This is a genomic window from Herbiconiux daphne, from assembly GCF_024979295.1.
Classification (GTDB): Bacteria; Actinomycetota; Actinomycetes; order Actinomycetales; family Microbacteriaceae; genus Herbiconiux; species Herbiconiux daphnes.
Genome location: NZ_JANLCJ010000005.1, coordinates 348,913 through 374,694, shown reverse-complemented (window position 1 = coordinate 374,694; position 25,782 = coordinate 348,913). Strand labels below are relative to the sequence as shown.

32 protein-coding genes are annotated in these 25,782 nt (G+C 70.9%); 18 read left to right on the top strand and 14 right to left on the bottom strand.

Annotated features, from left to right (window positions below; genetic code table 11):
* Positions 1–132 precede the first annotated feature (132 nt).
* The 3 genes from N1032_RS15475 to N1032_RS15465 all read right to left on the bottom strand — a co-directional run bounded on the left by N1032_RS15475 (position 133) and on the right by N1032_RS15465 (position 2,396).
* Positions 133–990: an HNH endonuclease signature motif containing protein gene (locus tag N1032_RS15475; RefSeq protein WP_310795953.1), complete on the bottom strand. Its 858-nt coding sequence runs from the start codon at positions 988–990 to the stop codon at positions 133–135.
* A complete protein-coding gene (locus N1032_RS15470) occupies positions 878–1,507 on the bottom strand; it encodes a 13E12 repeat family protein (protein WP_259540053.1) in 630 nt (209 codons plus the stop codon). Before N1032_RS15470 ends, N1032_RS15475 begins: the two co-directional genes overlap by 113 nt.
* A 64-nt stretch (positions 1,508–1,571) precedes the next feature.
* Complete coding sequence (locus N1032_RS15465) at positions 1,572–2,396, bottom strand: siderophore-interacting protein (RefSeq protein ID WP_259540052.1); 825 nt, start codon at positions 2,394–2,396, stop codon at positions 1,572–1,574.
* Between the two features lie 36 nt (positions 2,397–2,432).
* Between N1032_RS15465 and N1032_RS15460 the strand changes: the two genes are divergently transcribed.
* The 5 genes from N1032_RS15460 to N1032_RS15440 are packed head-to-tail and all read left to right on the top strand — an operon-like array spanning position 2,433 to position 7,290.
* Positions 2,433–3,443, top strand: coding sequence for a FecCD family ABC transporter permease (locus N1032_RS15460; protein ID WP_259540051.1), 1,011 nt, complete (start codon positions 2,433–2,435; stop codon positions 3,441–3,443).
* Positions 3,440–4,516: a FecCD family ABC transporter permease gene (locus N1032_RS15455; RefSeq protein WP_259540050.1), complete on the top strand. Its 1,077-nt coding sequence runs from the start codon at positions 3,440–3,442 to the stop codon at positions 4,514–4,516. The genes N1032_RS15460 and N1032_RS15455 overlap by 4 nt, the downstream gene beginning before the upstream one ends.
* Entirely contained in the window at positions 4,513–5,427 is a 915-nt protein-coding gene (locus tag N1032_RS15450) for an ABC transporter ATP-binding protein (RefSeq protein ID WP_259540049.1), read from the top strand. The genes N1032_RS15455 and N1032_RS15450 overlap by 4 nt, the downstream gene beginning before the upstream one ends.
* 20 nt (positions 5,428–5,447) lie before the next feature.
* Positions 5,448–6,461 carry an ABC transporter substrate-binding protein gene (locus N1032_RS15445; protein WP_259540048.1) on the top strand — a complete coding sequence of 338 codons (1,014 nt, stop codon included), beginning with the start codon at positions 5,448–5,450 and terminating at the stop codon, positions 6,459–6,461.
* Between the two features lie 7 nt (positions 6,462–6,468).
* Complete coding sequence (locus tag N1032_RS15440) at positions 6,469–7,290, top strand: alpha/beta fold hydrolase (protein ID WP_259540047.1); 822 nt, start codon at positions 6,469–6,471, stop codon at positions 7,288–7,290.
* Between the two features lie 27 nt (positions 7,291–7,317).
* On the opposite strand, the gene N1032_RS15435 is transcribed toward N1032_RS15440, so the two are convergent.
* A complete protein-coding gene (locus N1032_RS15435) occupies positions 7,318–8,004 on the bottom strand; it encodes a DUF998 domain-containing protein (protein ID WP_259540046.1) in 687 nt (228 codons plus the stop codon).
* A 107-nt stretch (positions 8,005–8,111) separates the two neighbouring features.
* Between N1032_RS15435 and N1032_RS15430 the strand changes: the two genes are divergently transcribed.
* Positions 8,112–9,131, top strand: coding sequence for a hypothetical protein (locus N1032_RS15430; RefSeq protein ID WP_259540045.1), 1,020 nt, complete (start codon positions 8,112–8,114; stop codon positions 9,129–9,131).
* 21 nt (positions 9,132–9,152) lie between these two features.
* Here N1032_RS15430 and N1032_RS15425 read toward each other — a convergent pair whose 3' ends face one another.
* Entirely contained in the window at positions 9,153–9,674 is a 522-nt protein-coding gene (locus N1032_RS15425) for a glycine zipper domain-containing protein (protein WP_259540044.1), read from the bottom strand.
* A gap of 180 nt (positions 9,675–9,854) precedes the next feature.
* Here N1032_RS15425 and N1032_RS15420 point away from each other — a divergent pair, with 180 nt between their 5' ends.
* From N1032_RS15420 to N1032_RS15385, 8 genes are all read left to right on the top strand, one after another.
* Positions 9,855–10,811: a patatin-like phospholipase family protein gene (locus N1032_RS15420; RefSeq protein WP_259540043.1), complete on the top strand. Its 957-nt coding sequence runs from the start codon at positions 9,855–9,857 to the stop codon at positions 10,809–10,811.
* 155 nt (positions 10,812–10,966) lie between these two features.
* Positions 10,967–12,028, top strand: a complete 1,062-nt coding sequence (locus N1032_RS15415; protein ID WP_259540042.1) for a diacylglycerol/lipid kinase family protein — start codon at positions 10,967–10,969, stop codon at positions 12,026–12,028.
* Positions 12,029–12,031: 3 nt separating this feature from the next.
* Positions 12,032–12,367: a hypothetical protein gene (locus N1032_RS15410; protein ID WP_259540041.1), complete on the top strand. Its 336-nt coding sequence runs from the start codon at positions 12,032–12,034 to the stop codon at positions 12,365–12,367.
* 13 nt (positions 12,368–12,380) lie between these two features.
* Entirely contained in the window at positions 12,381–12,710 is a 330-nt protein-coding gene (locus tag N1032_RS15405) for a DUF7882 family protein (protein WP_259540040.1), read from the top strand.
* Positions 12,707–12,934, top strand: a complete 228-nt coding sequence (locus tag N1032_RS15400) for a hypothetical protein (RefSeq protein ID WP_259540039.1) — start codon at positions 12,707–12,709, stop codon at positions 12,932–12,934. The genes N1032_RS15405 and N1032_RS15400 overlap by 4 nt, the downstream gene beginning before the upstream one ends.
* Before the next feature lie 76 nt (positions 12,935–13,010).
* Complete coding sequence (locus N1032_RS15395; protein ID WP_259540038.1) at positions 13,011–13,865, top strand: enoyl-CoA hydratase/isomerase family protein; 855 nt, start codon at positions 13,011–13,013, stop codon at positions 13,863–13,865.
* Positions 13,866–13,867: 2 nt separating this feature from the next.
* The gene (locus N1032_RS15390; RefSeq protein ID WP_259540037.1) at positions 13,868–14,212 is read left to right on the top strand and encodes a winged helix-turn-helix transcriptional regulator; all 345 of its coding nucleotides are present in this window, start codon (positions 13,868–13,870) and stop codon (positions 14,210–14,212) included.
* A 34-nt stretch (positions 14,213–14,246) separates the two neighbouring features.
* Complete coding sequence (locus N1032_RS15385; protein WP_259540036.1) at positions 14,247–14,735, top strand: winged helix-turn-helix transcriptional regulator; 489 nt, start codon at positions 14,247–14,249, stop codon at positions 14,733–14,735.
* A gap of 59 nt (positions 14,736–14,794) precedes the next feature.
* Here the strand turns inward: N1032_RS15385 and N1032_RS15380 are convergent, their stop codons facing one another.
* Genes N1032_RS15380 through N1032_RS15370 form a run of 3 tightly spaced genes read right to left on the bottom strand, consistent with a single transcriptional unit; the run spans position 14,795 to position 18,158 of the window.
* Positions 14,795–16,012: a low temperature requirement protein A gene (locus N1032_RS15380; RefSeq protein WP_259540035.1), complete on the bottom strand. Its 1,218-nt coding sequence runs from the start codon at positions 16,010–16,012 to the stop codon at positions 14,795–14,797.
* A complete protein-coding gene (locus N1032_RS15375; RefSeq protein WP_259540034.1) occupies positions 16,009–17,298 on the bottom strand; it encodes an MFS transporter in 1,290 nt (429 codons plus the stop codon). Before N1032_RS15375 ends, N1032_RS15380 begins: the two co-directional genes overlap by 4 nt.
* Positions 17,295–18,158: an enoyl-CoA hydratase/isomerase family protein gene (locus N1032_RS15370; protein ID WP_259540033.1), complete on the bottom strand. Its 864-nt coding sequence runs from the start codon at positions 18,156–18,158 to the stop codon at positions 17,295–17,297. Before N1032_RS15370 ends, N1032_RS15375 begins: the two co-directional genes overlap by 4 nt.
* A 92-nt stretch (positions 18,159–18,250) precedes the next feature.
* On the opposite strand from N1032_RS15370, the gene N1032_RS15365 reads away from it, so the two are divergent.
* The 3 genes from N1032_RS15365 (at position 18,251) to N1032_RS15355 (ending at position 20,731) form a co-directional block, all read left to right on the top strand.
* Positions 18,251–19,312: an aldo/keto reductase gene (locus tag N1032_RS15365; RefSeq protein ID WP_259540032.1), complete on the top strand. Its 1,062-nt coding sequence runs from the start codon at positions 18,251–18,253 to the stop codon at positions 19,310–19,312.
* A 65-nt stretch (positions 19,313–19,377) separates the two neighbouring features.
* A complete protein-coding gene (locus N1032_RS15360) occupies positions 19,378–19,872 on the top strand; it encodes a winged helix-turn-helix transcriptional regulator (protein WP_259540031.1) in 495 nt (164 codons plus the stop codon).
* A gap of 52 nt (positions 19,873–19,924) precedes the next feature.
* The gene (locus N1032_RS15355; RefSeq protein WP_259540030.1) at positions 19,925–20,731 is read left to right on the top strand and encodes an alpha/beta hydrolase; all 807 of its coding nucleotides are present in this window, start codon (positions 19,925–19,927) and stop codon (positions 20,729–20,731) included.
* A 53-nt stretch (positions 20,732–20,784) separates the two neighbouring features.
* Here the strand turns inward: N1032_RS15355 and N1032_RS15350 are convergent, their stop codons facing one another.
* From N1032_RS15350 to N1032_RS15335, 4 genes are all read right to left on the bottom strand, one after another.
* The gene (locus tag N1032_RS15350) at positions 20,785–20,952 is read right to left on the bottom strand and encodes a hypothetical protein (protein ID WP_259540029.1); all 168 of its coding nucleotides are present in this window, start codon (positions 20,950–20,952) and stop codon (positions 20,785–20,787) included.
* Between the two features lie 9 nt (positions 20,953–20,961).
* Positions 20,962–21,588: a TetR/AcrR family transcriptional regulator gene (locus N1032_RS15345; RefSeq protein ID WP_259540028.1), complete on the bottom strand. Its 627-nt coding sequence runs from the start codon at positions 21,586–21,588 to the stop codon at positions 20,962–20,964.
* 25 nt (positions 21,589–21,613) lie between these two features.
* Entirely contained in the window at positions 21,614–22,528 is a 915-nt protein-coding gene (locus N1032_RS15340) for a quinone oxidoreductase family protein (RefSeq protein ID WP_259540027.1), read from the bottom strand.
* 74 nt (positions 22,529–22,602) lie between these two features.
* Positions 22,603–23,352, bottom strand: coding sequence for an SDR family NAD(P)-dependent oxidoreductase (locus N1032_RS15335; RefSeq protein WP_259540026.1), 750 nt, complete (start codon positions 23,350–23,352; stop codon positions 22,603–22,605).
* Between the two features lie 158 nt (positions 23,353–23,510).
* Here N1032_RS15335 and N1032_RS15330 point away from each other — a divergent pair, with 158 nt between their 5' ends.
* Entirely contained in the window at positions 23,511–24,392 is an 882-nt protein-coding gene (locus N1032_RS15330; RefSeq protein ID WP_259540025.1) for a helix-turn-helix transcriptional regulator, read from the top strand.
* Here N1032_RS15330 and N1032_RS15325 read toward each other — a convergent pair.
* Positions 24,389–24,751 carry a DUF2255 family protein gene (locus N1032_RS15325; RefSeq protein WP_259540024.1) on the bottom strand — a complete coding sequence of 121 codons (363 nt, stop codon included), beginning with the start codon at positions 24,749–24,751 and terminating at the stop codon, positions 24,389–24,391. The genes N1032_RS15330 and N1032_RS15325 overlap by 4 nt on opposite strands.
* 50 nt (positions 24,752–24,801) lie before the next feature.
* Complete coding sequence (locus N1032_RS15320) at positions 24,802–25,764, bottom strand: aldo/keto reductase (RefSeq protein WP_259540023.1); 963 nt, start codon at positions 25,762–25,764, stop codon at positions 24,802–24,804.
* Positions 25,765–25,782: the final 18 nt, after the last annotated feature.

Below are 25,782 nucleotides of genomic sequence, written 5' to 3'. Positions count from 1 at the left end.
GCGTGCGTGCGCAGACGAAATCTGCGGTTTTCCTTCTTGTCACCCCAGGCTACGGGCGGCGCGGGGCGGGCGCAAGCGGGCGGAGGGACACTCCGAGCGTCGGGTGGGGCAGCCGCTAAAGCGACGCAGCCGTCAGAAGGGTGGGTCGTCAGGCAAGGGTCGTGTCCGCGGCGGTCGCGAAGTGAGGGACGAGTGCGCCACGTCACCTGGCGGTTGTGGATGAGGAGCATCTGACAGCGCTGGCCCTCGTGCCCCTATCGGCGGGGCTGATGTGGGTGGGCTGTGCTTGGCGGGTGTGGTGGTGTGGCGGGCGCCGGAGGGTGAGGTCCAGTGGAGGGTGCGGTTGGGGCCTTGGGTGACGGTCCAGTCGGTGTGGTGTTTGACGGTGTGGTGGCAGCGGCAGAGGGCGGCGAGGTTGTCGAGGCTGGTGTGGCCGTTGTTCGCCCAGTCGATGGTGTGGTCGAGATCGCACCGGTCGGCGCGGCGCACGCAGCCCGGGAACCGGCAGGTCTCGTCATCGAGCTGCACGGCGGCGCGGAGGTCGGCCGGCACCGTGTAACGATTCCGTCCCACCGTCAGCCGCGCCCCCGTGACCAGGTCGGTCAACAGCCGGGTCACCGAGGGGGCGGTCGCGGTCAGTCGTCGCGCGGTGTCGACATCGATCGGCCCGTAGCCGATCAGCTCCGCCGGCTCATCGCTGTGCCCGAGGAGGGTGAGAGCGGGAACGGTGATCGTGACATTCGCCCGGACACCCTTCACCCGAGCGTCACGGCTGTGCGGGTCGAGGAGGAGGTCGGTGAGGGTGTCGGCGCGGAGCTGGGCGTGAGTGCGAGGCTCCTCCGCACCGGCGAGGGAACGGGCGTGCTGGTCGAGAGTGTCATCGATCGCGAACACACTCACCGCCGGCAGGTGACACACCAACGTCGCCATGCCATCCCGCTCCGGCTCCACCCAGACCGCCCGCTCCGCCACCGCCGCCCGATGACGCACATCGATCGACTCCGGATGCAACCGCTCCCGCAACCGCCGCGCCCACGACGAACTGCGACGGCGTCAACCCCGCCACCCCCGCCAGCGCCACCACCTCGAACCCCGCACGCGCGTTTTCGGGCAGCGACACCGCCTGCCGCACCATCACCTCCGCACACCGATACCCGATCTCGCCCCCCGCGAGAGCAGCCAACGTCGCCGGCAGGAACTCGACCAGGAACTGGGCGTCATCGACCCGCCGCGCCGCCACCCCCTCCGACACCACCAGAGTCGTCGCGACCTCCGCCACCAACGACCGCCTCGCGTGCACCATCGACCCACCCGGCAACCCCGCCAACCGGTCAGCCTTCGCCGCAGCCGCCGCCAACCACACCACCGACCGCGCCTCCCACACCGCCTGCTGCCGCTGAATCAGCGCCACCGAATCCACATCAGACCCGATCCCCACCAACAACGACTCCCGCACCCCCAACCCCGCCACCCACCCAGCCCCCAGCCCACCGTCAAACACGGGCACGAGAGCAGGCGCGTGGGCATCCGGGGGACGAAGTGAGGAGCAGCCGAGCCGCCCCCGGCGCCCCTCACGCGCAGTGCGGCGTGTGCTTCCAGAAGCCCGAGAACGTGATGCGCGACTTCGGCAACCCGGCCCGATGCAGGGCGCGGCGCCCCTCGGTGGCGAGGGTCGACTCCCCCACGACGAAGGCGTAGTCGTGCGGATGCGGCGTGACGCGCGACCGCAGGGCCGCGAGCGCCGAGGTGCCCGGCACGCTGCCGTCGCCCGCGCCCCGCGCGATCCACACGACGTCGACTCCGGCCGGAGCGGCCAGCGGCTCGATGTCGTCGGCGTGCGGCACCTCGATGATGGCCGTGCCCGTGACGTGTTCGCCGAGGTCGCGCAGGATGCCGCGCACCGCCGGCAGGCCGCTCTCGTCGGCCACCAGGTGCACGCCGCGCATGTCGTCGGGCGGGTCGAAGAGCGGGCCCTGGTCGAGCAGGCCGACCGGTGAGCCGGGCTCCGCCGACACCGCCCACCCGGCGACGCCCGCTGCGATGTCGCCCGAGGCATCCCAGTGCAGCACGACGTCGACGTCCATCTCGGCGACCCCCGAGCCGGCGCGGATGTCGGCGACCGTGTAGTTGCTGCAGTGCGGGCGCTCGCGCTCGGGAATCGCGAGGTAGGGCTTCCACCACGACCGCCCCGACACCACCGGCAGCCGCAGCGGCGCTCCGACCGCGGGCGGCAGGAAGATGCGGAACCAGTGGTCGAACCCGTTCCACTCGAAGGAGGCGAGTTCGTCGCCGGCGATGGTCACGCGCTGGAACGACGGCGACATCCTCACCGACGAGGTCACGAGGGCGGTGAACAATCGAGGATGCGTGGGCATCAGGCGCGGGTAACGGGTCATATCGACGACTCTATTAGGTAAGGCTACGCTTACTCCATGCCCCGCTCCGTTGCCACGTCGTCCCGGCGCGCTCTCGTGCTCGTGGTGCTCGGCCTCGGCGTGCTCGTGATGACCGTCGTGAGCCTCATGCTCGGCAGCAATCTGCTCGGGGTCGGAACGGTGCTGACCGGCCTGTTCGATCCGTCGCAGGATGTCGGCTCGGTGGTGTGGGGGTCGCGGGTACCGCGCACGGTGCTCGGACTCTTCGTGGGCTTCTGCCTCGGCATCGCCGGCGCCGTGATGCAGGGCCAGACCCGCAACCCGCTCGCCGACCCCGGCATCTTCGGGGTGTCGGCGGGCGCGAGTCTCGCCGTCGTGATCGGCGTCTACGTGCTCGGCACGAGCTCGATCACCACGACCCTGTGGCTCGCCCTCGCCGGCGCAGCCGTGGCGAGCGTGGTGGTGTTCGGGGTGGCTGCGCTCGGCCGGGGCCTCTCGAGCCCCGTGCCCCTCGCCATCGCGGGCACTGCGGTGTCGGCCTTGCTCATCGCGCTCACGTCGTATCTGGTGCTCTCCGACGAGACCACCCTCGCCGCCTACCGCATCTGGGTGGTGGGCTCGCTCTCGGGCCGCACGCTCGACGGGGTGGATGCCGCCCTGCTCTTCGCGGTGGCGGGCCTCGTGTTCGCCGCGGCGAACATCCGGTCGCTCAACAACCTGGCGCTCGGCACCGAACTCGCCCACGGACTCGGCGAGAACCTGCTGCGGGCACGGCTCGTGGGGCTCGCCGCCATCACGCTGCTCACCGCGAGCGCCGTGGCCATCACCGGTCCGATCGGCTTCATCGGCCTGACGGCGCCGCACATCGGCCGGTCGCTTGTGGGCGGCGACCACTACTGGCTGTTGCCGGCATCCGGGCTCATCGGCGCGAGCCTGCTGCTCGCCTGCGACGTGATCGGGCGCCTGATCGGCGGCAACGCCGAGGTGTCGGTCGGCGTCGTGCTCACCGTGCTCGGCGGCATCGTGTTCATCGCCATCGTGCGTCGCGGAAGGATCGCGGCCCTGTGACCGGCCTCGACACGAACCGCACTGCCGGAGTGAGCGCGGGAAACCGCGCCGGCCGTGGCGTGCCCGCGCGCGTGGTGGCCGTGACGGTGGCCTGCCTTCTCGCCGCCGTCGCGCTGGCGCTCGTCGGCATCGCGGTGGGTTCGTCGTCGCTGACGGTGCCGGATGTCGTGCGAACCCTGTTCGGCGGCGGCTCCCCCGCCCACGAGCTGGTGGTGTTCGAGTTGCGGCTGCCGCGGGTGGTCGGCGGCCTGCTCGTGGGCGCGGCGCTCGGGCTCGCGGGCGCGCTCACCCAGACGTTCGCCCGCAACCCGCTCGCGACACCCGACATCCTCGGCGTCACCTCGGGCGCCGCTCTCGGCGCGGTGTCGGCGATCGTGCTCGCCGGTGGCAGCTACACCGTCGGCGCCGGCCTGCTCACCCTGGGGCTGCCGGCGGTCGCCACCCTCGGCGCGCTGGGCACGGCGGCCGTGGTCTACGGCTTCGCCTGGCGCGGCGGGGTCGACAGCTACCGGCTCATCCTCATCGGCATCGGCGCCACCGCCACCCTCGGCGGCCTCACCAGCTACCTCATCGCCCGCGCCCAGATCACCGAGGCCGCGGCCGCGTCGCAATGGCTCGTGGGCAGCCTCTCGGGCATCTCGTGGGCCAGTGTGTGGCCGGTGCTGCTGGCCCTCGTGGTGATCGTTCCGATCGCGCTGGCGCAGTCGGCGAACCTCGGCATCAGCCAGCTCGGCGACGACATCTCGGTGGGCCTCGGAGTCGCGGTGCAGCGGCATCGGCTGATCGTGATCGTCTGCGCCGTCGTGCTGACCGCCGCCGCGGTGTCGGCGAGCGGACCGATCGAGTTCGTCGCCTTCGTGGCGCCCCAGATCGTGCGCCGCCTGGCGCGCACCGGCCGGCCGCCACTCGTGTCGTCGGCGCTGATGGGGGCCGTCATCGTCACGGGAGGCGACGCCTTCGCCCGCGGGGTGCTGCCCGGCGAGGTGCCGGTCGGCATCGTCACGGCCGTGATCGGCGCGCCGTATCTGATCTGGTTGCTCACGCGCCGCAAAGAACGGGAGAGTCTGTCATGAGCACGAGCCCGAGGCCTGCCGCCCCGATGCCGGCCGTTCCGGCGATGCCCCCGGCGACCCACCCGGCCGGCGCCCTCGAGGCGCGCGGGGTGACGCTCGCCTACGAGCGCTCGGTCGTCTTCGAGGGTCTCGACCTGCGCATCGAGACGGGCGAGATCACGACCCTCATCGGCGCGAACGGCAGCGGAAAATCGACGCTGCTCAAGGCTTTCGGGCGGTTGCTGGCCCCGACGGCGGGGGCCGTGGAGCTCGGCGGTCGCGGCATCCGTTCGATGGCGACGCGCGAGGTCGCACGGCAGCTGGCCATCCTGCCGCAGAAGCCGCTCACGCCGCAGGCCACGAGCGTGCGCGACCTCGTGTCACGAGGGCGGCACCCGCATCAGAGCCTGTTCCGGCCCTGGACGCCCGACGACTCGCGCATCGTCGACGCCGCGCTTCGCGACACGGGGCTCACCGAGCTCGCCGACCGCGACGCCGCGTCGCTTTCGGGAGGCCAGCTGCAGCGCGCCTGGATAGCCCTCGTGCTCGCCCAGCAGGCACCGATCATCTTGCTCGACGAGCCCACCACCTTCCTCGATCTCACCCATCAGCTCGACGTGCTGCGCCTGGTGAGGTCGATCAACCGCGAGCGCGGCGCCACGGTCGTGATGGTGCTGCACGACCTCACCCTCGCCGGGCGCTACTCCGACCGGCTCGTGGTGGTGGGCGGCGGCCGGGTGATCGCCGACGGGGCGCCGTGGGAGGTGCTGACGCCCGGCATCCTGCGCGAGGCGTTCGACCTCGACGCCATCGTGATCGCCGACCCGTCGACCGGCTCGCCGCTGATCGTGCCCGTCGACCCGGCACCGGATGCCGGCACTGCCACCGGCAATGGCACTGGCACTAGCGCCAGGACTGGCATGCAAGGTTAGGTTCGGCTAACCTAACTTTCGTGAAGAATCTCGCCGTCGTCCGCCGTACCGCCCTCGTTCTCGCCCCGCTGATCGCCCTGATGGGTCTGGCAGGGTGCTCCTCCACCGCCGACGCCGGCACGAGCGACGGCGGAGCCGACTCGGCCGGGGCGTGGAGCTACACCGACGACGCCGGCACCACGGTCACCCTCGACCACGAGCCCGAACGGGTCGCGAGCTACAGTGACTACGCCATCGGGCTGATGAGCTACGGCATCGACCCGGTCGCCGTGTTCGGCCGCGCCGACGTGGCCACCGATGCGCGCTTCGCCGATTACGACCTCAGCGACACCGCGATCGTGGGCAACAGCTACGGCGAGATCGATCTCGAGGCGCTGGCCGAGACGGCCCCCGACCTCATCGTCACCGGCATCTACCCCACCGACCGCGAGGGCACTCTCGACACCGAGGGCGCCTACTACGGCGTCGCCGACGTCGAGCAGCAGGCGCAGCTCGAGAAGATCGCCCCGGTCGTGGCGATCGAGGTCGGCGGAGCGGGGTCGGATGTCATCGACAGCATGAACCGCCTGGCCTCGTCGCTCGGGGTGAGCGACGACACCATCGCCGCCGCGAAGACCGACTTCGACGCAGCGGCCGCCGATCTCACCGCGGCCGCCGGCGAGAGCGGCCTCGAGGTCACCCAGCTCTACGCCGACGCCGACGGCGTCTACGTGGTGAAGCCGGCCGACGAGCCCGAGACCGAGCTCTACCGCAGCCTCGGCGTCGACTTCACCGATCTCAACCCCGACGGCTACTACTACTGGGACATCTACAGCTGGGAGAACGCGGCCCAGATGATGACCGGCGACGTGCTGCTGATCAACGTGCAGGGCTACGGCGAGGCCGACCTGCTCGCACAGCCCACGTTCGCCTCGCACCCCGCCCTGCAGGCCGGACAGGCCTACGCCTGGGACGGCGCGGCGCTCGACTACGCGTCGCAGGCCGCCCACATGAAAGAGCTCGCCGACATCCTGCGCGAGTCGAAGAAGCTCTGAGCCGGGCATGCGGGTGCGGATCGGCGGGGCCGACCTCTACTACGAGGTGACCGGAGCCGGCGAACCGCTCGTCGTGCTGCACGGCGGCTTCTGCTCGCTCGAGCCGCTGCGCCCGCTCGCCGGGTCGCTCGCGGGCGACTTTCGGGTGGCCGCCTACGAGCGGCCGGGGCACGGCCGTTCGGCCGACACTCCGGGGCCCTACGACTTCGAGCAGGGCGTGACGGATGCCGCGGCCTTCCTCGACTCGCTCGCCCTCGATTCGGCGCACGTCGTGGGCTACAGCGACGGCGCCACGATCGGCCTGATGCTCGCGCTGCGGCATCCGGAGCGTGTGCGATCGCTCGTCGCGATCAGCGGCAACCTCGATCCGTCGGGGTTCACCGGCGACTCGGGCGACCTGCCTTGGGCCGGAGTCAGCGCGGCCTCGGTGAGTGGCCGGGTCGAGTCCGGCGCGGCGCAGCCCGACCGGGAGCGCGATCTCTACGACGCACTCTCGCCCGACGGGCCCGAGCACGCCGACGTGGTGCTGGGCAAGCTGCGACGGTTGTGGACCACCCAGCCGCAGATCGACCCGCGCACACTCGGTGGCGTCACCGCGCCCGTGCTCGTCGTGTCGGGTGATCGCGACACCATCCGGGTCGACCACAGTCAGCTCATCGCCACGTCGCTACCGCGCGGGCAGCTCTGCATCGTGCCCGACGCGACCCACGACCTGGTCGCCGAGCAGCCCGCGTTTCTGGAGGTCGTGGTGCGGCGGTTCCTGGCCGCCGCGACGGGCGCGGGCGCCGACGCAGGGGCCGACGCGGGCGCCGACGCTGACGCCGGCTGACCCGCGTCGCCCCGCTGCTGCGGCGCGTCAGCTGACGAAGGCGACGCCCAGAGCCACGAACCAGGCGATGAACCCGACGTAGATGAGTCGCTCGAAGGCACCGAACAGGCCGGAGAGCGCAGGCACGAACCGTGCCACCAGCAGGCCGACCGCGCCGACCGCCATGACGACGCCCATGACGGTCGACCAGAGCGAGGCGGCGGCGAAGCCCGCGTCGTGCAGGCATCCGGCGGCCACGAAGGCGGCTGCCGTGACGGTGCCGAAGGCGGCGAACGCGAGGATGTTGTGCATCCGGCCCCTGCGCGTCGTCGGTGCGCCGGGCGAATCCATGGGCACGGCCGGGATGACGGCCCGCGCGACGGCGAACACCGCGAGCAGCACGATCGTCACGGTGCTGCCGGGCACGGTCATCAGCGCCACGATCGCACCGAGTCCGGCGACGGCCGCGCTCCACGCCGCCACCGCGTAGCCCAGCCGGTAGCGGGTGATGCCGTACTGACTCACCGGATCACGCAACGGCGAGAGTTTCGTGGGCAGAAGGTGCAGCACGATCAGGCTGATCAGCGTGACCGCGATCGCCACCAGGGCGATGAGGCCGCCGGTGTGCAGCATGGTGACGTCGAGCCCGGCATCGACCGGCAGCGCGGTCGCAGGCAGCGCGGTCACAGCCAGCGCGGTCGCAGGCAGCGCGGTCAAGGCAAACGTGTTCGGCATCGATGTCCCCCGTCGATCGGTGCTCCCCCCTCCGGGGCCGCCGTCGATGGTTCGACCCTATCGCCGATCGGGCACCGCTCCGCGTTCGGCCGTGCAAGGCTGAGGTGGTGGCACGCACATCTGCAACGACGCACCCCGGGCCGGTCGGCGACTCGCCGTTCTGGGTCGACGGCGCGCTCTCCCCCGCGGGGGCGCGCGAGTGTCTGCGCACCCTCGACGCCGATCCCGGCCTCGAGGCCCTCCTCGCCGTGACCCTGCCCGCGGGCACGAACCCGCGCACCCTGCTGGAACAGCGGCGCGACGGCGAGCTGGGCAGCGCCGACGAGCGCCGCCTGCTCGGCGAGCTGGAACGCGTCGTCTACGGACCGGGCGGCGATCCGGATGCCGGCGAGCGCCTGCACCAGCTGCTCGCCACCCTGCACGACCGCGGCCGTGGCCTCGACGCAGCGGTTCGGCGGGCGGGCGTGCTGGAGCGCTCCGCCCTCGCCGCGGGTGCCGACGGTTCCCACCACCCCGACCTCGACGAGCTCGGCGCCCCCGATGTCGGCCCCGCCGACCTCCCCGCCGGCGAGCGCCCGCGCCCCGCAACGCCGACCTCGCCGCGGCGGCGGCGGGTGCTCTACGGGGTGGCGCTCGGGTTGGTGTCGGCCGTCGCGGTGGCGGCGGCATCCGTCATCGTCGTTCAGGCCCTGACACCGCGGCCGTCGCTCGAGGTGTTCACCAAGCCCGGAGATCTGCCCGACGGCCCGGCGGTCACGCAGGTGATCGACATCGTCGGGGGCGCCGACCTGGGGGCCGGGCCGATCCGCTACGTGGGCTCGATCGGCGAGGCGACCTTCTTCGCCACCCTGGTGCAGGACACCTTCCACAACCCCGACGATCCGCGCGAGGGCGTGTGCCTGGTGGGTCATTTCGGCGACCAGGTGGCCGGCACGGTGAGTGTGAACTGTGTCGAGCGCGACGTCTTCACCGAGCGCGGGGTGACACTGCCGCTCACCCTCACCCCGTCGGGCGAGTATGCCGGCATCAATGTCGACGTCGACGGCGCCAGCCAGGGCGCGGCCTGGGGGCCGACCGGCGACCTGCGCCAGATCGGCGTCGACGAGCTGCGCGCCCTCAACGAGTGACCCGTCGAGCTGCGCGCAGCCTTATTTCTTCTTGTCCTTCTTGTCGTCGACGATGCCGCCGAGCAGACCGCCGATGGCGCTGCCCAGCACGGCACCGGCCGGGCCACCGATGAGCGACCCGATGCCCGCGCCGATTCCGGCGAGGCTCGAGCCGTAGCTCTGGCGGGCGATGGTGACGGTCGTCGTGCCCCCGGGGTCTTGCGACACCTCGAACGAGCCGACCGCGGCCGAGGCCACGACCAGGGCGACCGGGCTCGGCGCGTCACTCGCCGCGAGCCTGTCGTAGAGGTCACGCGACTCGAAGAACGCCCGTTGCGGGTCGCCCTTCGGCTCGCCGGCCTGGTAACCGAGCGTGTAGAGCTCGATGAGCGTCTTCGCCTCGTCACCGGTGATGAGGCCGGCCTTCTGCAGCCGGTCGAGAATCACCTGGTGATCGGCGACGAGATCGCCCTTGTTCGCTGCCATGACGCGCCGCGATTCCGCTCGTGCTGCGTGCATCAGACCTGCGATGTCGGTGCCTGCATAGGCTGGGATCTCCATCATGCGCCTCCTCGTCGAGCCGCTTCGTGTGAATGATGGCTCCCAGTAAACCACTCGCGAAACGCGGGCGCATCGGGCATTTCGCCCGCCGGCACCCGAGCAGGGACAGGATGGGAACGGCCCGGCCACGGAGCGCACTCGCACGCGACTCGCACCGGCCGCGGCCCGACCCGAGGAGACCCGATGCCCCACGACGACCAGACGATTCCCGACGACTCGACGGCTCCCGACGATTCGACGGCTCCCGACGACGCGACGGCTCCCGCTTCACCCAGCGCCGCCATCCGTCGCGCCCTCGTGCTCGGTGGGGGCGGGGTCGCGGGCATCGCGTGGGAGACCGGGCTCGTCGCCGAACTGCTCGACCGCGGCATCCGTCTCGCCGACGCCGACGTCGTGGTGGGCACCTCGGCCGGCTCGGTGGTGGCCACCGGGCTCCGCGCCGGTTCGCTCGAGCGAAGCTACGCGGCCTACGTGGCCGACGAGCCCTCGGGTGAGGCCGGCGCGCCCGAGCCGAGCGGAGGCCGCGACCTCGCGCGTACCACGGCGGTCATCACGGCCGGGGTCGCGAGCACCGAGGGTGAAGCCGCCGCCCGGCGCACCATCGGCGAACTCGCGCTCGAGGACTACCAGCGCTCCGACGACAAGGCCAGTCTCGCGCGCATCCGCCCCCTGCTACCCGGCCCCGACTGGCCCGAGGGCGAGCTGCGCATCACGGCGGTCGACGCGAAGACCGGCCATTTCACGGTGTTCGACCGCGACTCCGGCGCCGATCTCGCGAGCGCCGTCGCCGCGAGCTGCGCCGTGCCGGGGGTGTTCTCTCCGGTCACGATCGAGGGCTCGCCCTACATGGACGGCGGCATGCGCTCGGCCACCAACGCCGATGTCGCGGCCGACTGCGCGCGCATCCTGGTGATCGCGTGCGGGCCCGAGCCCACCGTGAGCGGCACCGGCCCGACCCTGCCGGCCACGATCGAGACCCTGCGCGGGCAGAGCGAGATCTTCGTGGTGCAGCCCGACGACGCGAGCGCGCGGGCCTTCGGCACCAACCCGCTGCTGGTCGGCACCCGCACGCCGGCGGCCGAGGCGGGGCGCCGTCAGGCCGACGCCGTCGCCGACGCCGTGCGCGCGTTCTGGGGCTGACGCCGCGGCTCGCACGGGCCCTGCAGCGTGGGTCGACGACCGCATCCGGATGTTTCGCCGAATTGCAACCCGTCGCCATCACGAGAATTCGCCTCCACACTCACAAGAGAGCCACACACTCCCCCGCGCCCATTTCTTCACGGATCGAGAACCGATTGACCGAGCAACTCCTCGCCACCAAGACCGCCGCCGTCGTCTACAATCCGATCAAGGTCGACATCGACGCCCTGCGGAGCGCCGTCGGCGCCGAGCAGCGCGCCGCCGGCTGGGGTGAGACGCTGTGGTTCGAGACATCCGTCGACGACGTCGGCCAGGAGGTGACCCGCCAGGCGCTCGAGGCCGGCGCCGACCTCGTCATCGCGGCCGGCGGCGACGGCACCGTGCGTGCGGTGGCCGAGGCTCTGCGCGGCAGCGACGCCACCCTCGCCTTGCTGCCCTCGGGCACAGGCAACCTGCTCGCGCGCAACCTGAAGCTCACGCTCGACGACATGGCCCACTCGCTGAACGTCGCCTTCACCGGCGACGACCGCGCCATCGACCTCGGGGTCGTCGACATCGAGCGTGAAGACCGGTCGCGCGACCGCCACGTCTTCGTGGTGATGGCCGGCATGGGCATCGACGCCAAGATGATCAAGAACACCGACGACGACCTCAAGGCCAAAGCGGGGTGGGCCGCCTACGTCGACGCGATCGTGAAGTCGCTACGCGACCCGAACGAACTGCACCTGCGCTTCCAGCTCGACGGCGGCCCGCGCAAACGCGCCACCGTGCACACCCTCATCGTGGGCAACTGCGGGTCGTTGCCGGCCAACATCCTGCTGATGCCCGACGCGGTCGTCGACGACGGGCGCTTCGATCTGCTGCTCATGCGGCCCGGCAGCGCGCTCGGCTGGGTGCGGGTGTGGTTCAAGGTCGCGTGGACGAACGGGGTCGTGCGCCGCACGAAGGCCGGCAAGGCCCTCGCCGGCGAGCGCCGCAACGACGGCGACCTGCACTACGAGACCGGCACGCGGTTCGTCGCCCGGCTGTCACGGCCCGAGGAGATCGAGCTCGACGGCGACGCCTTCGGCGAGGCGACGGCGTTCAACACCTGGATCGAACCGGGCGCCCTCACGGTGCGGGTGCCGCGGAGCGCCGACGGCGGCACCGACAGCGTGAGTGCTGCTGACACCTCCGCCCCTGCGGTTGCCGAAGACGCAGAATCGCGGGTGAATTGAGTCATGGAGAGAATCCACTACGCCGGCGACTCGCTGCTGACCGGCACCGAGATCGCTCGCGCTCTTCTGGAATACGCCAACGCCCTGGCCAAGAACGAGCAGTCCGCGACCGTCTACATCCCCGTGCGGCACGCCGACGGCTCGATCGGGCGCGCGAACTTCTTGATCGGCCCGGCGAGTCAGCTCGTCGCCGAGTCCGAGTCGAGCCCGTTCGACGAGGTGGTCGACCCCGAGCTGGTCGAGTGGCTCACCAGGCAATCCGACAAGCTCCGTCCCGCCCGCCCGGTGTCCGACGACGGCGAGCCCGACGAGCACCTCAACCAGGTGGACGAGCTGTGAGAGGTGACCTGCCATGGGAAAACTGACCTACGACTCGACCCTCTCGGTCGACTTCGACGATCGCACGCTCGCCCATCTGCAGCTCGTGATCGGCGCCAAGCTGCGGCGCGGTGAAGCGTTCTTCTTCGGCTGGAAAGACGACCCGGCGAGCGGCGACGGGCGCACGACCATCTGGATCCACCCCGTCATCCCCATCTCGTTCAAGTTCTACGGCAGCCGCCAACCCACCATCAACCGGGTCTGGGTCGACCAGCTGATGCTCACCGCCAACTCGCCGCAGGGCCTGCAGCTCGTCTCCGAGCCCGAGGAACGCGTCGAACAACCGCAGGAGGCGCACGAATGAAACGCGTCAACATCTTCTACGGCGGCCTGCCGTATTCGATCGGCCACCGCTCGGTCGACGACGTGCAGAACGAGATCGACGCGGGGCTGGATGCCGGTGGCCGCGTCTGGCTGACCGTCAACTACGGCGAGGGACTCGCCCAGCGCACGCGGCTGCTGATCACTCCCGGCGTCGACATCGCGCTGATCGGCATCGAAGAGGACGACGACGACGACGACGACTGACGCGCACGCTGCGGTCGTCGACGCAGAAATCTCACGCTAGCTTGCGTTTCGCAAGCTAGATCGTTAGTCTCGCCGCATGACCATTCCGCAGCTCCGCGTCGCGCGGACATCCCCCGCCCTGTGGCGCGTCGCGTTCGACGCTCCCCCCATCAACCTGATCGGCCCCCAACTGGTCGTCGAGCTGCGCCAGCTGCTCGACGAACTCGAGACCGACCCCTTGGTCTCCGTCGTGGTGTTCGAGTCGGCGGTCGAGGACTACTTCCTCGCCCACTGGGACATCGCGGCCGACCCCGCACTGGTCGACGACCTGCCCGACGGCCCCACGGGCTTCCACCCGTGGCTCGACATCCTGATCCGGCTCAGCAAGCTACCGGCGATCACCATCAGCTCGATCCGAGGCCGTGCGCGCGGCGCCGGCAGCGAGTTCGTGCTCGCCACCGACATCCGGTTCGCCAGCCGCGAGAAGGCCGTGCTCGGTCAGTTCGAGATCGGCACGGGCGCGGTGCCCGGCGGCGGCACACCGTCGCGGCTGCCGCGCCTGATTGGGCGCGGTCGAGCCCTCGAGGTGCTGGTGAGCGCGGGCGACTACGACGGCGAGCTCGCCGAGCGCTACGGCTACGTCAACCGCGCCCTGCCCGACGACGAGCTCGACGCCTTCGTGACCGAGTTCGCCGAGCGCGTCGCGCGATTCGACCTGCGCGCGCTGCAGGAGGTCAAGGCATTCGTCGACGCGGCATCGCTTCCGGCCGACGACGAATTCCCGCCGCAGATGGCGGCGTTCTGGGTGTCGGCGAGCCGCCCGGAGACGCAGAACCGCGCCGGCCAGCTGTTCGCCCGCGGCCTGCAGCAGGCCTCCGACACCGAGTTGCGCCTCGGTGCCGCCCTCGGCGAGCTCGAGGTTCCCGAGCAGCCGCCTCGCGAGGCGGCCTGAGGGTGGCCGACGAGCTGCTCGAGGTCCCCGCCGGCGACCTCTGCCCCTACCAGCGCACGATGGGGCTGGTGCGCGAGCGCGGATCGTTCCTCATTCTGCGCACCGCCCTCGCGGGCGACCCGACGACCTACGACGCCTTCCTCCGCATTCCCGAGCTGACCCCCGCGGCCGTCGACGAGAGGGTCTCGTCGATGGTGCGCGGCGGCGTGCTGGCCGAGGTCATCACGCCCGGCGGAGCGACGGGCTACCGGCTCACCGAGGCCGGGATGCAGCTCGTCATCATTCTGCGAGCGCTGGGCGACTGGGCCGAGGAGTTCGGGGCGACGGCATCCGATCGACCCGTGTAGCTTTCATACAGCAATTCAGCCTAGACTCGATTGCATGAGTACGAATGCAGTTGTCACGACGCCGGCGAACGACGCGTTCTGTTCCATCGAACGCACGCTCGGCATCGTGGGCGAGCGCTGGACGTTCCTGATCCTGCGCGAGGCGCTCACCAACGGCGCCACCCGGTTCGCCGATTTCATCGAGGTGCTGGGAATCGCCCCCAACATCTTGACCGCACGCCTGAAGACCCTGGTCGAGGCCGGGGTCTTCAAGAAACGCGAATATCGCGAAGAGGGTTCGCGCCCGCGAATGAGCTACCACCCCACCGAGGCCGGCCGTCAGTTGCTGGTGGTGCTGGGCGCGCTCGGGCAGTGGGGCGACGACTACATCCCACCGGCGGCAGGCGTCACCCAAACCCGCGAGACGGCGAGCGGCCGCAAGCGGCTGCGGGTGGGCTTCGTCGAAGACCCGGCCGTGCTGAAAGACGTCGACGACATCGAGTTCGTGCGCACGCCGTCACACCCCCGCTACGCCGAGAGCTGAGCCGCCGGAGCTGAGTCGGCCGAGCGCTGGGTCGGCCGAAGGCACGACAGCGCAGCCGGTCAGCCGGCCGCGTCCGCGCGCGCCCGGCGCCGCCACAGCACCTCGTCGAGCACGACGACCAGCACGAGCACCCCAGTCGCCAGGAGCGCCGACTCCAGCCGCGAGGGCTCGACCGCCCGGGCGGCGCCGAGGGCGAACAGCGCGGCGAGTGCTCCGACGCCTGCGACGTGGGCGGGAATCCAGCTCGGGCGCACCCCGATCGACATCTTGAAGGTCACGAGGCCCGCGAGATAGAGCGCGGTGCCTCCGAACACGAGCGCCTGCGCCACCAGGTCGGCCGCGGCATCCGGATGCTCGAGCGCCAGTTCCGATCCGTGGGTCGAGAGCACGAGGCCGAGCACCAGCACGACGTGCAGGTATGTGTACGAGACCCGGGCGACCGCGCCCGGCGACGACCGGCCGGCGAAGTAGTGCCGGCCGCGGTCCTGGCCGTGCGCGAAGTAGAGGAACCACATCGCCACCGCGTCGACGAAGGCCGCGACTGCCGCGGCCACGACCGGGGCGCTGAGCTCGTGCGTGGTGAGTCCGCGGCCGACCACGAGAATCGACTCGCCGAGCACTATGATGATGAACAGCGCCGCGCGCTCTGAGAAATGCCCGGCCCGGATGCGCCAGGCCGACCAGCTCGAGCGCCCACGGCCCGGAATCCAGAACAGCGCCCACGGCCCGGCGTATTCGATCGCGATCGCCACCGCCCAGGCACCGAGGCGCACCCAGGGGCTCTCGGCGACGACACCGCCGATCCAGAACACGCCGGCAACGGCCGTCCACACCAGGATGCGCGCCTGGCCGCCCGCGATCTCGGGAGCGTCGCGGCGGGTGCCCGCGATCACCCCGAGCGTTCGGATGACGCCGTAGCCGAGATAGGCCACGGCGAACACGGCGGCGCGCGTCGTGAACGCGGCCGGGATGGCCTCGCTGATGACGAGGCCGACGGCGGTGAGGGCGAACAGCAGCCAGAGCACGCGGCGCCGGCCCGGATCGAGCCAGTTGGTCGCCCAGGCCGTGTAGACCCAGATCCACCAGACGGCGAAGGTGACGATCACGCCCTCGAGCACGCTCAGCAGGGTGGGTTCGTCGCCGAGCACGCCCGAGATCTGCGTGATGGCGAAGGCGAACACGAGGTCGAAGAACAGCTCGACGTAGGTGACGCGTTCGGCTTCCGCGCCCTCGCCGCGCAGAAACCCCCGGGCGCGCGATCGGGTGTTCGCGGTCATGACCGGCCACCACCGGCGAGCGAGCGCGTGTAGCGGTCGATCACCACGAAGCCGATGGCCGACGCCGCGATGGTGAGCGCGCAGAAGGCGACGGCCACGGGCGCGGTGCCGAACACCGGCATGACGATGCCGGCCACGATCACCGGCAGGCCGAACGTTAGGTAGCTCACGACGTACATGGCCGAGAACACGCCGGCCCGGTCGTCGGGCTGGGCGGTCTGGATGACGAGACGGATGTAGCCGGAGAAGCCGACGCCCGCTCCCACTCCCGCGATCGCGGCGCCGGTGGAGAACAACCCGACGTCGAGCGTGACGATCGCGGCGGCCTCGACGGCGGCGCCGGCCACGAGGGCGATCGCCGACACGAGGGCGCTCTGCCGAGCCGAGAACCGCCGGCTCAGCACCACCGACACGGCCCCGACGCCCGTCAGCAGGGCGATGATGCCGCCGTTGGCGATGCCGCTGCGGATGCCGAACACGTCGCGGTCGATCTGCGGCAGCAGCCCGAGCACGAGCGACGTCGTGAGCCACACGCCGACGTTGAGGAACGAGCTGGCCAGGAAGGCCGGACGCGAGCCCGCGGGCACGTGCAGCCGGGGCGCGAGCGACCGCGCCGCCACGGGGCGGCGCGCGATGGTCTCGGGGGCGGCGAGCACGAAGACGAGCGCCACCGCCAGCACACCGAGCAGCGCCGTGAACACCACCGGGATGGGCGTGTCGACGGTCTGGATGATCAGCCCCGAGGCGAGCGAGCCGACGGCCAGGCCGGCGAGCGGCGTGACGCTGCCGACGGTCGCGCCGAGCTGGCGGTTGCGGGCCGGCGAGAGGTCGGCCAGGGCGGCCGACACCGTGGCCGTGGCCACGCCGGTGGCGAACCCCTGCAGGGCGCGGGCGATCAGCACGTGCGTGATGTCGGTCGCGACGAGCAGCAGGGCGAGCGCGGCGAGCTCGGCCAGCACGGCGCCGATCAGCACCGGCCGCCGTCCGAGGTGGTCCGAGAGCGAGCCGACCGTCAGCAGCGCGAGCAGCAGGGTGAAGGCATAGATCGAGAAGGCCAACCCGAGCAGCCAGGAGTCGACGTGCCAGGCCGCCTGAAACAGCACGTAGATCGGCGACGGGGCCGCGGATGCCGCGATGAACGCCACCGACACCCACGCCAGGCCGAAGAACGCCACACGGCGGCGACCCCCGGGGATGCCGGCCGGACGCCCGGCGCCCCGCTCGCCGGCCCTCCCCGACGTGCGCACGGCGGCGTTCCCGGCAGCGCCCTCGTCGCCACGGCTCACGCGAGAGCGGCGGTGGCTGTGCGCGCGATCGGTGCGATCTGCTCGCCGAGCCGGTGCTCGACATCCGTGTCCTGCTGCAGGCCGTGCTCCACCAGCGCGTTCTTGACGGCCTGGAACGGCGCCAGCGCGGCGGCCGCCCAGAAGGCGTCGGACTGCGGCGGGAACTTCGCGTCGGCTGGCAGGGTGTCGGCGTTCACGGCGGCCTTGATCTCGCGGATGATGCGGGCATCCCACTGCGAGACCCGGGTGGCCCACGCCGAGACGAACGTCTCGAACTCGGCGTCGTCGATGGCACGGTTCACGTAGCCGTAACGCTCGGCGAGGTCGCCGTCGAAGTCGGAGCCGCTGAGCAGGATCTCGAAGCTGCGGGCGCGACCGACCAGCGGGCTGAGCCTGGCCTCTGCGCCGCCGCCGGGAAGAGCGGTGAAGCCCACCTCCATCTGCCCGACCACGGCCTTCTGCCGGCTGGCGAAGCGGATGTCGGTGGCGAGCGCGAACTCGCTGCCCGCTCCCCGGGCGATGCCGCGGATGGCGCTGATGGTGACGGCCGGCAGCTTGCTGAGCCGCACCAGCACATCGGGCCACGCGGCGAACCCGGTCGGGCTCGGCAGCGACTCGGCCTCGGCCGGATCGGCCAGCAGGTCGTAGTGCGCGAGGAAGAAGTCGGGGTTCGCGCTGTCGAAGACCACCACGTTCACCCCCGGATCGGTCTCGAGTTCGGTGAGCAGCAGCTTGAGCTCGCGGATCATGGCGGGGCCGATCACGTTGACCGGCGGGTTGGAGAAAGTCACTCGCCAGAACGTGTCGGATTCGGCGGTGAGCGTGAACTGGGTGGGCTGGAATTCGTCGAGGAAGGTCATGGTGGCAGGCTAGACCTCTGACTATAGTTATGCAAGTTAGATCCACCGACTTCTTCACGACACGAACGCTCGACAGGAACAGAGGACACACCATGCGCTACACGACACTGGGCACCGAGACCGGATTGCGGGTGTCGGAGTTCGCTCTCGGCACATCGAACTTCGGCACGAAATGGGCCACGGGGGCCGACCAGGCCGCCTCGAAGCAGATCTTCGACAGCTTCGCCGAGGCGGGCGGCACGTTCGTCGACACCGCCGACACCTACCAGCAGGGCGACTCGGAGCACTACCTGGCCGACTTCTTGGCCGTCGATCGCGACCACTTCGTCGTAGCGAGCAAGTTCACCTTCGGCACGGCCGGTCAGACGGGCATCAGCAAGACCGGCAACAGCCGCAAGACGATCGTGCGCTCGCTCGAGGCGACCCTGACGCGCCTCGGCACCGATTACCTCGACCTCTACTGGGCGCACAGCCCGGATGGCGTCACCCCGCTCGCCGAGATCACCGACACCCTCGACGACCTCGTGCGCGGGGGCAAGATCCTGCACGGCGGCCTGTCGAACTTCGCGGCCTGGCAGGTGGCGCAGGCCGTGGCATCCGCTCGCGCCGGCGGCCGCAATCCGGTGATCGCGACCCAGTTCGAGTACAGCCTGGCCGCTCGCGACGGCGAGCGCGACCTCATTCCGATGGCGGAGTCGCTCAGCATCGGCGGGCTGCTCTACTCGCCGCTCGGTGGCGGCCTGCTGACGGGCAAGTACCGCACCAGCGCCGAGGGCCGGCTGACCACGCTGAACTCGATCATCCAGCGCGAGGACACGGCCCAGAAGACGGCGGTCGTCGACGCGGTGCTGGCGATCAGCGCCGAGACCTCGATGCCGGCGGCGGTCGTGGCGATCGCGTGGCTGCGAGCGCGCAACGCCCGCTCGCGCACCGCGCTGGTCACCATCATCGGCCCGCGCACGCTCGACCAGCTCGGGTCGTATCTCGCCGCGCTCGACGTGGAGCTCTCGGCCGAGCAGTACGACCGGCTCGACGCGGCTAGTGCTCCGGTGCTCGGAATCCCGCACGACTCCGCGACCGCGTCGCGGAACCGCGTGCTCGGCGGAACGGCCGACTCGTTCGTGCGCCCCGACGAGCACCTCGTCGCGCCCTGATTCTGTGCTTGCCGACTTCGGACCGCCTGACTATTTACACGCAAGCCAGGAGGTAGTGTCGATGCATGGCGATGCATCTCAGCAGCGCACTCGGCGACGAGGGCGAGTGGCGCGGCCGGGAGTGCCCGGTCGACACGGCCGCGAGCATCATCGGCTCCCGGGCCACGCTTCTGGTGATCCGCGAGGCGTTCTACGGCACCACGCGCTTCGACGACTTCGTCACGCACACGCGCCTCACCACCGCGGTGGTGTCGTCGCGCCTGAAGACACTCGTCGAGCACCACGTGCTCGAGCGGCGCCCCTATCGCGACGCCGGAAAGCGCGCGCACCGCGAATATCTGCTCACCGCGCGGGGCGAGGCGCTGCTCCCCCTGGTGCTCGCGCTCATGCAGTGGGGGTCGGACCAGGCACCGGATGGCGGCCCGGTGCGGGCGAACGACTCGGCGAGCGGCGCGCGGGTCGTCGTCGAGCCACGGGGCGGCGACGACCGACCGCTCGACGCCGACCGGATCGTGATCGAACCGGCCCCCGCCTGGACATCCGGGCCCGATCGGGTTTAGCTTGCATTTTGCTAGTCAGCCCCTCCTTCCCCGATTCGATTAAGGAACCCCCATGTCAGCTGCAGACGCAGACACCGTCCTGTTCATCCCCGGCCTCTGGATCCACAGCGATTCCTGGGCGCCCTGGGCCGCGCTCTACGAGAAGGCCGGCTACACGGCCATCGTCGAGGGCTGGCCCGGCCAAGCCGCCACGCCCGCCGAGACCCGGCGCAACCCGGCACCCCTCGACGGCGTGGGCCTCGAGGCGATCACCGAGCACTACGCCCGGCTCATCCTGCAGCTGCCGGCCGTGCCGGTGGTGATCGGGCACTCGTTCGGCGGTGTCGTGGCTCAGAAGCTGCTCGCCCGCGGTCTCGCGTCGAGGGCCGTGGCGGTCGACCCCGGGCCCATCAAGGGCGTCACCAAACTGCCGTTCGCCCAGATCCGGTCGGCGCTGCCGGTCGTGAAGAGCAAGAAGAACCGGTCGACGACTGTCGCCCTCACCCGCAAGCAGTTCCGCTTCGGCTTCGGCAACGCCCTCCCGAAGAGCGAATCGGATGCGCTGTTCTCGCGCTGGGCCATCCCCGGCCCCGGCCGCCCGCTGTTCGAAGCCACCGAGGCCAAGAAGACCGACAAGTCGCCGGCCCAGATCGACACCCGGCTCGCCGATCGCGGCCCACTGCTCATCATCGGAGGCGGCAAGGACCACACGGTTCCCGAGGTCGTCACGCGTCAGGAGTTCGAGCTCTACGACACCCCGGCGATCACCGACTACAAGGTCTTCGCCGATCGCGGGCACTCGCTCGTGTTCGACTCGAACTGGAAGCAGATCGCCGACTACACCCTCAGCTGGGTGGCGGCGCATCGCGTGAACGCCTGAGCGGCCCCGCGCCAGGCCCGGAGCCATAGCGCCAGTCAGTCTGGCCGGGTTCGTCAGACCTTGCGCTTGTTGACGATCGACCGGCGCACGAACGCGATGATCGCGGTGGCGACGAAGAGCACGATCGCGATGATCGCCAGCCACACCAGACCCTTAATGGCGAACCCGACGATGGCGAGGATGACCCACAGCGCGAGCAGGACGATGACGAGGATCAGCATGGTCTCAACCTACACGCGCCGGGCGCCCTCGCCATCGCCTGCGCCGGCCGGGAACGCGGCGAGCGCGCGGTCGACGACACGCTGCAGGTCGTCGCGGCGGGCGCCGGCCGCGGCCTGAACGGCGATGCCCGCCGAGACGGTGCTGAGAAAGCGCGCCAGCTCGGCGGCATCCTCGTTCGCGGGCAGATCGCCCTCGTCGATCGCGCGCTGGAAGCGGCGCGCGAACTCCCTCTCCGCCTCGGCCCGCCGGGCGGCCAGGTAGCGCACGATGGGATCGTCGTCGGGGGCCGACGAGAGCCCGCCCTGGATCGACAGGCACCCCGGCGGCCGGCCCGGCGCGGTGACCGCGTCGACGTTGTCGGTGAGGTAGCGGCGTGCCACCTCGAACGCAGTTGGCGCGGCGAGTGCGCGGGCCGCGTAGGCCATGTCGATGCGGGCGTAGCGGTCGACGGCGAGCTTGAAGGTCTGCTCCTTGTTGCCGAAAGCCGCGTAGAGACTCGGCCGATTGATGCCCATCGCCGTCGTCAGGTCGCTGAGGCTCGTGCCCTCGTAGCCCTGCCGCCAGAACACGTCGATCGCCTGGTCCAGCGCCTGCTCCGGGTCGAAACCCCGGGGTCGCCCCCTCGTCACCGTCATGCGGATCCTCTCTGCGTACGCCGGGTCAGTCGACCGTCAGCACGAACTTGTCGTGCGAGGCTCCGGATGCCAGCTGCCGGTGCGCCTCGGCGGCATCCGTCAGTGGCAGCTCCTGGTGCGTCTTCAGCCGCAGCGACCCGTCGGCGAGCATCGGCAGGGTCACCGCCAGGGCGTCGGGCGCGCGGCCGGGCCCCGGGTCGGACATGCGCGCTCCCGCGGCCGCGGCACCGGCCGGGTCGGCGAGCGTCACCACGCGCGATCCGTCGCCGGTCGCCGCCACCGCCTCGGTGAGGCCCCCGTGGCCGGCCGCGTCGACGACCGCGTCGACCCGATCGGTGAGCGCCGCGACCCGGTCGAACACACCGTCGCCGTAGACGACGAACTCGCCGCCGATGTCACGCACGAACTGCTCGTCGCGCTCCGACGCGGCTGCGATCACGCGCAGGCCGAACGACCGTGCCAATTGCACCGCGATCACTCCGACCGAGCCGCCCGCGCCCAGCACGACGACGGTCTCGCCGGCGGTAGCCGCCACCTCGCGCAGGGTGCCGAGCGCGGCCTTGGCCGACGCCGGGAGCGCCGCGGCGACCGCCCAGGAGACCTCCGGCGGTTTGGCGAACCACACGTCGGTGGCGACGAGCTCGCCGTAGCCGCCCTGCTTCGGCAGGTAGACCGCGACCTCGTCGCCGATAGCCACCCCGTCGACGCCGTCGCCGAGCCGCTCCACCACGCCTGCGGCCTCGAAGCCGAGCACCGATCCGGGCCCCTGCGGGAAGACGTGCGCCAGGTGACCGGCGCGGATGTTCAGGTCGGTCGGGCCGACCCCCGCCGCCTTCACGCGCACGAGCACCTCGCCCGGCCCGGCGACGGGCGGCGTCACCTCTTGCCATTGCAGAACTTCGGGCTCACCGAAAGCGGTCAGCACCATGGCGTAAGACATCGGTTCTCTTCTCTCTCGTGCGTCGCTCGTGCGTCGCTCGTGCGTCGCTCGTCGTCGCTCGTGCGTCGCTCTGACTAAATCTGGCTTGCTCCGCCGTCGACGTAAAGCTCCGCGCCGGTCACATAGGAACTTCTCGGGCTCGCGAGAAAGAGCACCGCCTCGGCGATCTCACCGGGCGCGCCCAGCCGCTTCATCGGCACGCCGGCCGCGAGGGCACCGAGCAGCGCCTCGGCCTGCTCGGGCGCCGGGGCGAGTCCGCTGAGCCCGGGAGTGGCGACCGGGCCCGGTGCGACCGAGTTCACCCGGATGCCGCGGCCCACGAGTTCGGCCGCCCAGCTGCGCGCGAAGCTGCGGATCGCAGCCTTCGACGCGCCGTAGACGCTGAACGACGGGTTGCCCTTGACGTCGATGTTCGAGCTCGTGAGCACGATCGACGCACCTTCGTTGAGGAGCGGCAGAGCCTTCTGCACCGTGAACACCGTGCCGCCGACGTTCGCTTCGAAGGTGTCGGTGAAGTGCTTCCAGGTGATGTCCTCCAGAGCCGCGAACTCGCCGCCGCCCGCGTTGGCGAACAGCACGTCGATACCGGCGCCGCGCTCCGCGACCACGGCGAACACCGCATCCAGCTCGTCGAGCACCGCCACGTCGGCGCGCACCGGGGTCACGGCCGCCCCGAGTTCGTCGGCGACCGCCTCGAGTTTCTGCGCGTCGCGACCGGTCACCACCACGTGCGCGCCCTCGGCCACGAACCGGCGCACCACCGCCAGCCCGATGCCCGACGTTCCGCCTGTCACGACCGCCGTCTTACCCGTCAGTTCAGCCACGATTCATCCTTCCATTGTTCTGTATCGCTTGGTACAGAAAGTAGACCCCTCATCGCGCGTTGTCAAATTTCTGTACCGATCGATAAAAAATACTCATCCGGGTTGGCAGTTAGTCGCAGTGCCTCCCGCCGGCCGCGGGTTCGGCCTACCGTGGGGGCATGGCCGACACGCGTGCAGAGATCAAGGAGTTCCTCAGCTCCCGGCGAGCCCGCATCACGCCGGATGCAGCGGGGCTGCCGGTCTACGGCGGCAACCGCCGGGTGGCGGGGCTGCGCCGCGAGGAGGTGGCGATGCTCGCGGGCGTCTCGGTCGACTACTACGTGCGCCTCGAGCGCGGCAATCTCGCCGGCGTCTCGGAGAGCGTGCTCGACGCGCTCGCCCGCACGCTCAAACTCGACGCCGCCGAGCAGGAGTACTTGTTCGACCTCGCCCGCGCCGCCGGGCCCGCGCGAAAGCCCCGGGCGCGCGCATCGACGACGATCCGGCCCGCGGTGCAGCAGATCCTCGACGCGGTGTCGGATGCACCGGCCTGGGTGCGCAACGGCCGCCACGACATCCTGGCCGCGAACCGCCTGGGACGCGCGCTCTACTCCCCCGTCTTCGACGACCCTCGGCGCCCGGTGAACACCACCCGCTTCACCTACCTGAACCCCGCCGCGCGCATCTTCTGGCGCGACTACGACCAGATCGCCAACGATGCGGCGGCGATGCTCCGCATGGAGGCCGGGCGCAACCCGCACGATCCCGAACTGATCAAACTCGTCGGCGAGTTGTCGACGCAGAGCGAACTCTTCCGCGAGCGCTGGGCGTCGCGCGACGTGATGCACCACCGCAGCGGCGTGAAGCGGCTGCGCCATCCGGTGGTCGGCGACCTCGACCTGAACTTCGAGTCGATGGAGCTGCCGAGCGAGCCGGGCCTCGTGATGAACGTCTACACGGCACCCGCCGGCTCCCCGACCGCCGACGCCCTGCAAGTGCTGGCCTCGTGGGCGGCCACCCACGAGCCGCACGAATCCGTCGAGGCGAGAACCACGCTCTAGACGGGCGACACTCTCAAGGTCACGGGCCAGAGCGCGGGGCCGACAATGCCCCCGATGTCGCCGAAGTAGCCGTACTTGGTGCGGTAGGCCGCGTCGATCGCCAGCTGGTCGGCGTCGTGAGCCTCGGCGAAGGTCACGTCGAGTTCGGTGCCGCCGGCGCGGATGCGACCGCTTCCGCTCGCGAGCGCGCGCCGATACCAGCCGTTCTGTGGCCCGGCCTGCGACCGCACGTACAGCGCGTCACCGACCACCACACCCCAGATCGGCACGAATGGGCGCAGGCTGCCGTCGCCTCGGCGTGAGCTGATGCGGATTTCGTCGGCCCCAGCGAAGGCGGCGAGGTGGTTCTGGGGTGTCATCGTTCAGGTCCTTTCGGGTGGTGTGGGCATTCCCTCGATCGATGCCGACGTCACTCCCATTCGGGCACGTGGCCCTCGGGATATCGGGCGCCGAAGCCTCCGTCGGGAAGCACCTCCTGGATGCGCCGAAGGTCGTCTTCCGTCAGGGTCAAGGTCGCGGCAGCGTCGTTCTCGATCACCCGGCGCACACTGCGCGTGCCGGGGATGGGCACGATGTGCTCGCCTCGGGTGAGCAGCCAGGCGAGTGCGAGCTGGGCGACGGTCGCTCCGCGCGACGCCGCAAGACGCTCGAGCTCCTTTGCAGCCCGCACGTTCTTCTCGAAGGCGCCCGGCTGCCAGCGCGGGTCGGTGCGTCGATAATCGCTCTCGTCGTACTCGGTAGCCGGTTTCACCGCCCCGGTGAGGAATCCACGCCCCAACGGGGAGTAGGCCACGAGGCCGATGCCGAGCTCGTCGAGGGTCGGCGTGAGGGCCTCGACATCCCGTTCGAAAAGGGAGTACTCGGTCTGCAGCACCGACACCGGATGCACGGCGTGGGCTCTGCGCAGGGTCGTGGCGCCGACCTCGCTGAGACCGAACCAGCGCACGACGCCGGCGTCGACGAGGCCTTTCATCGCTCCGGCGACGTCGTCGATCGGCACCGCGGGATCGATGCGGTGCTGGTAGAGCACGTCGATGTGGTCGACGTCGAGGCGCCGGAGACTCTGCTCGACGACCCGCCGGATGTGCTCGGGCCGGCTGTCGACGCCGCCGGTCGGGGTGAGCCCGAACTTCGTCGCGATCACCACCTCGTCGCGGAAGCCTTTGACGGCGCGCCCGACGATCTGCTCGTTGGCGCCCCACCCATACGACTCCGCGGTGTCGAAGAGTGTCACGCCGTCGTCGTGGGCCTGGCGGATGGCCGCGACTCCCTCCGCTTCGTCTCCAGGCCCGTAGGCGAGCGAGATGCCCATCGCCCCGTAGCCCAGGGCCGACGTGATGAGGCCGTGCCGGCCCAGTGTGCGCTGCTGCATGATGCCTCCTGGAAGTAT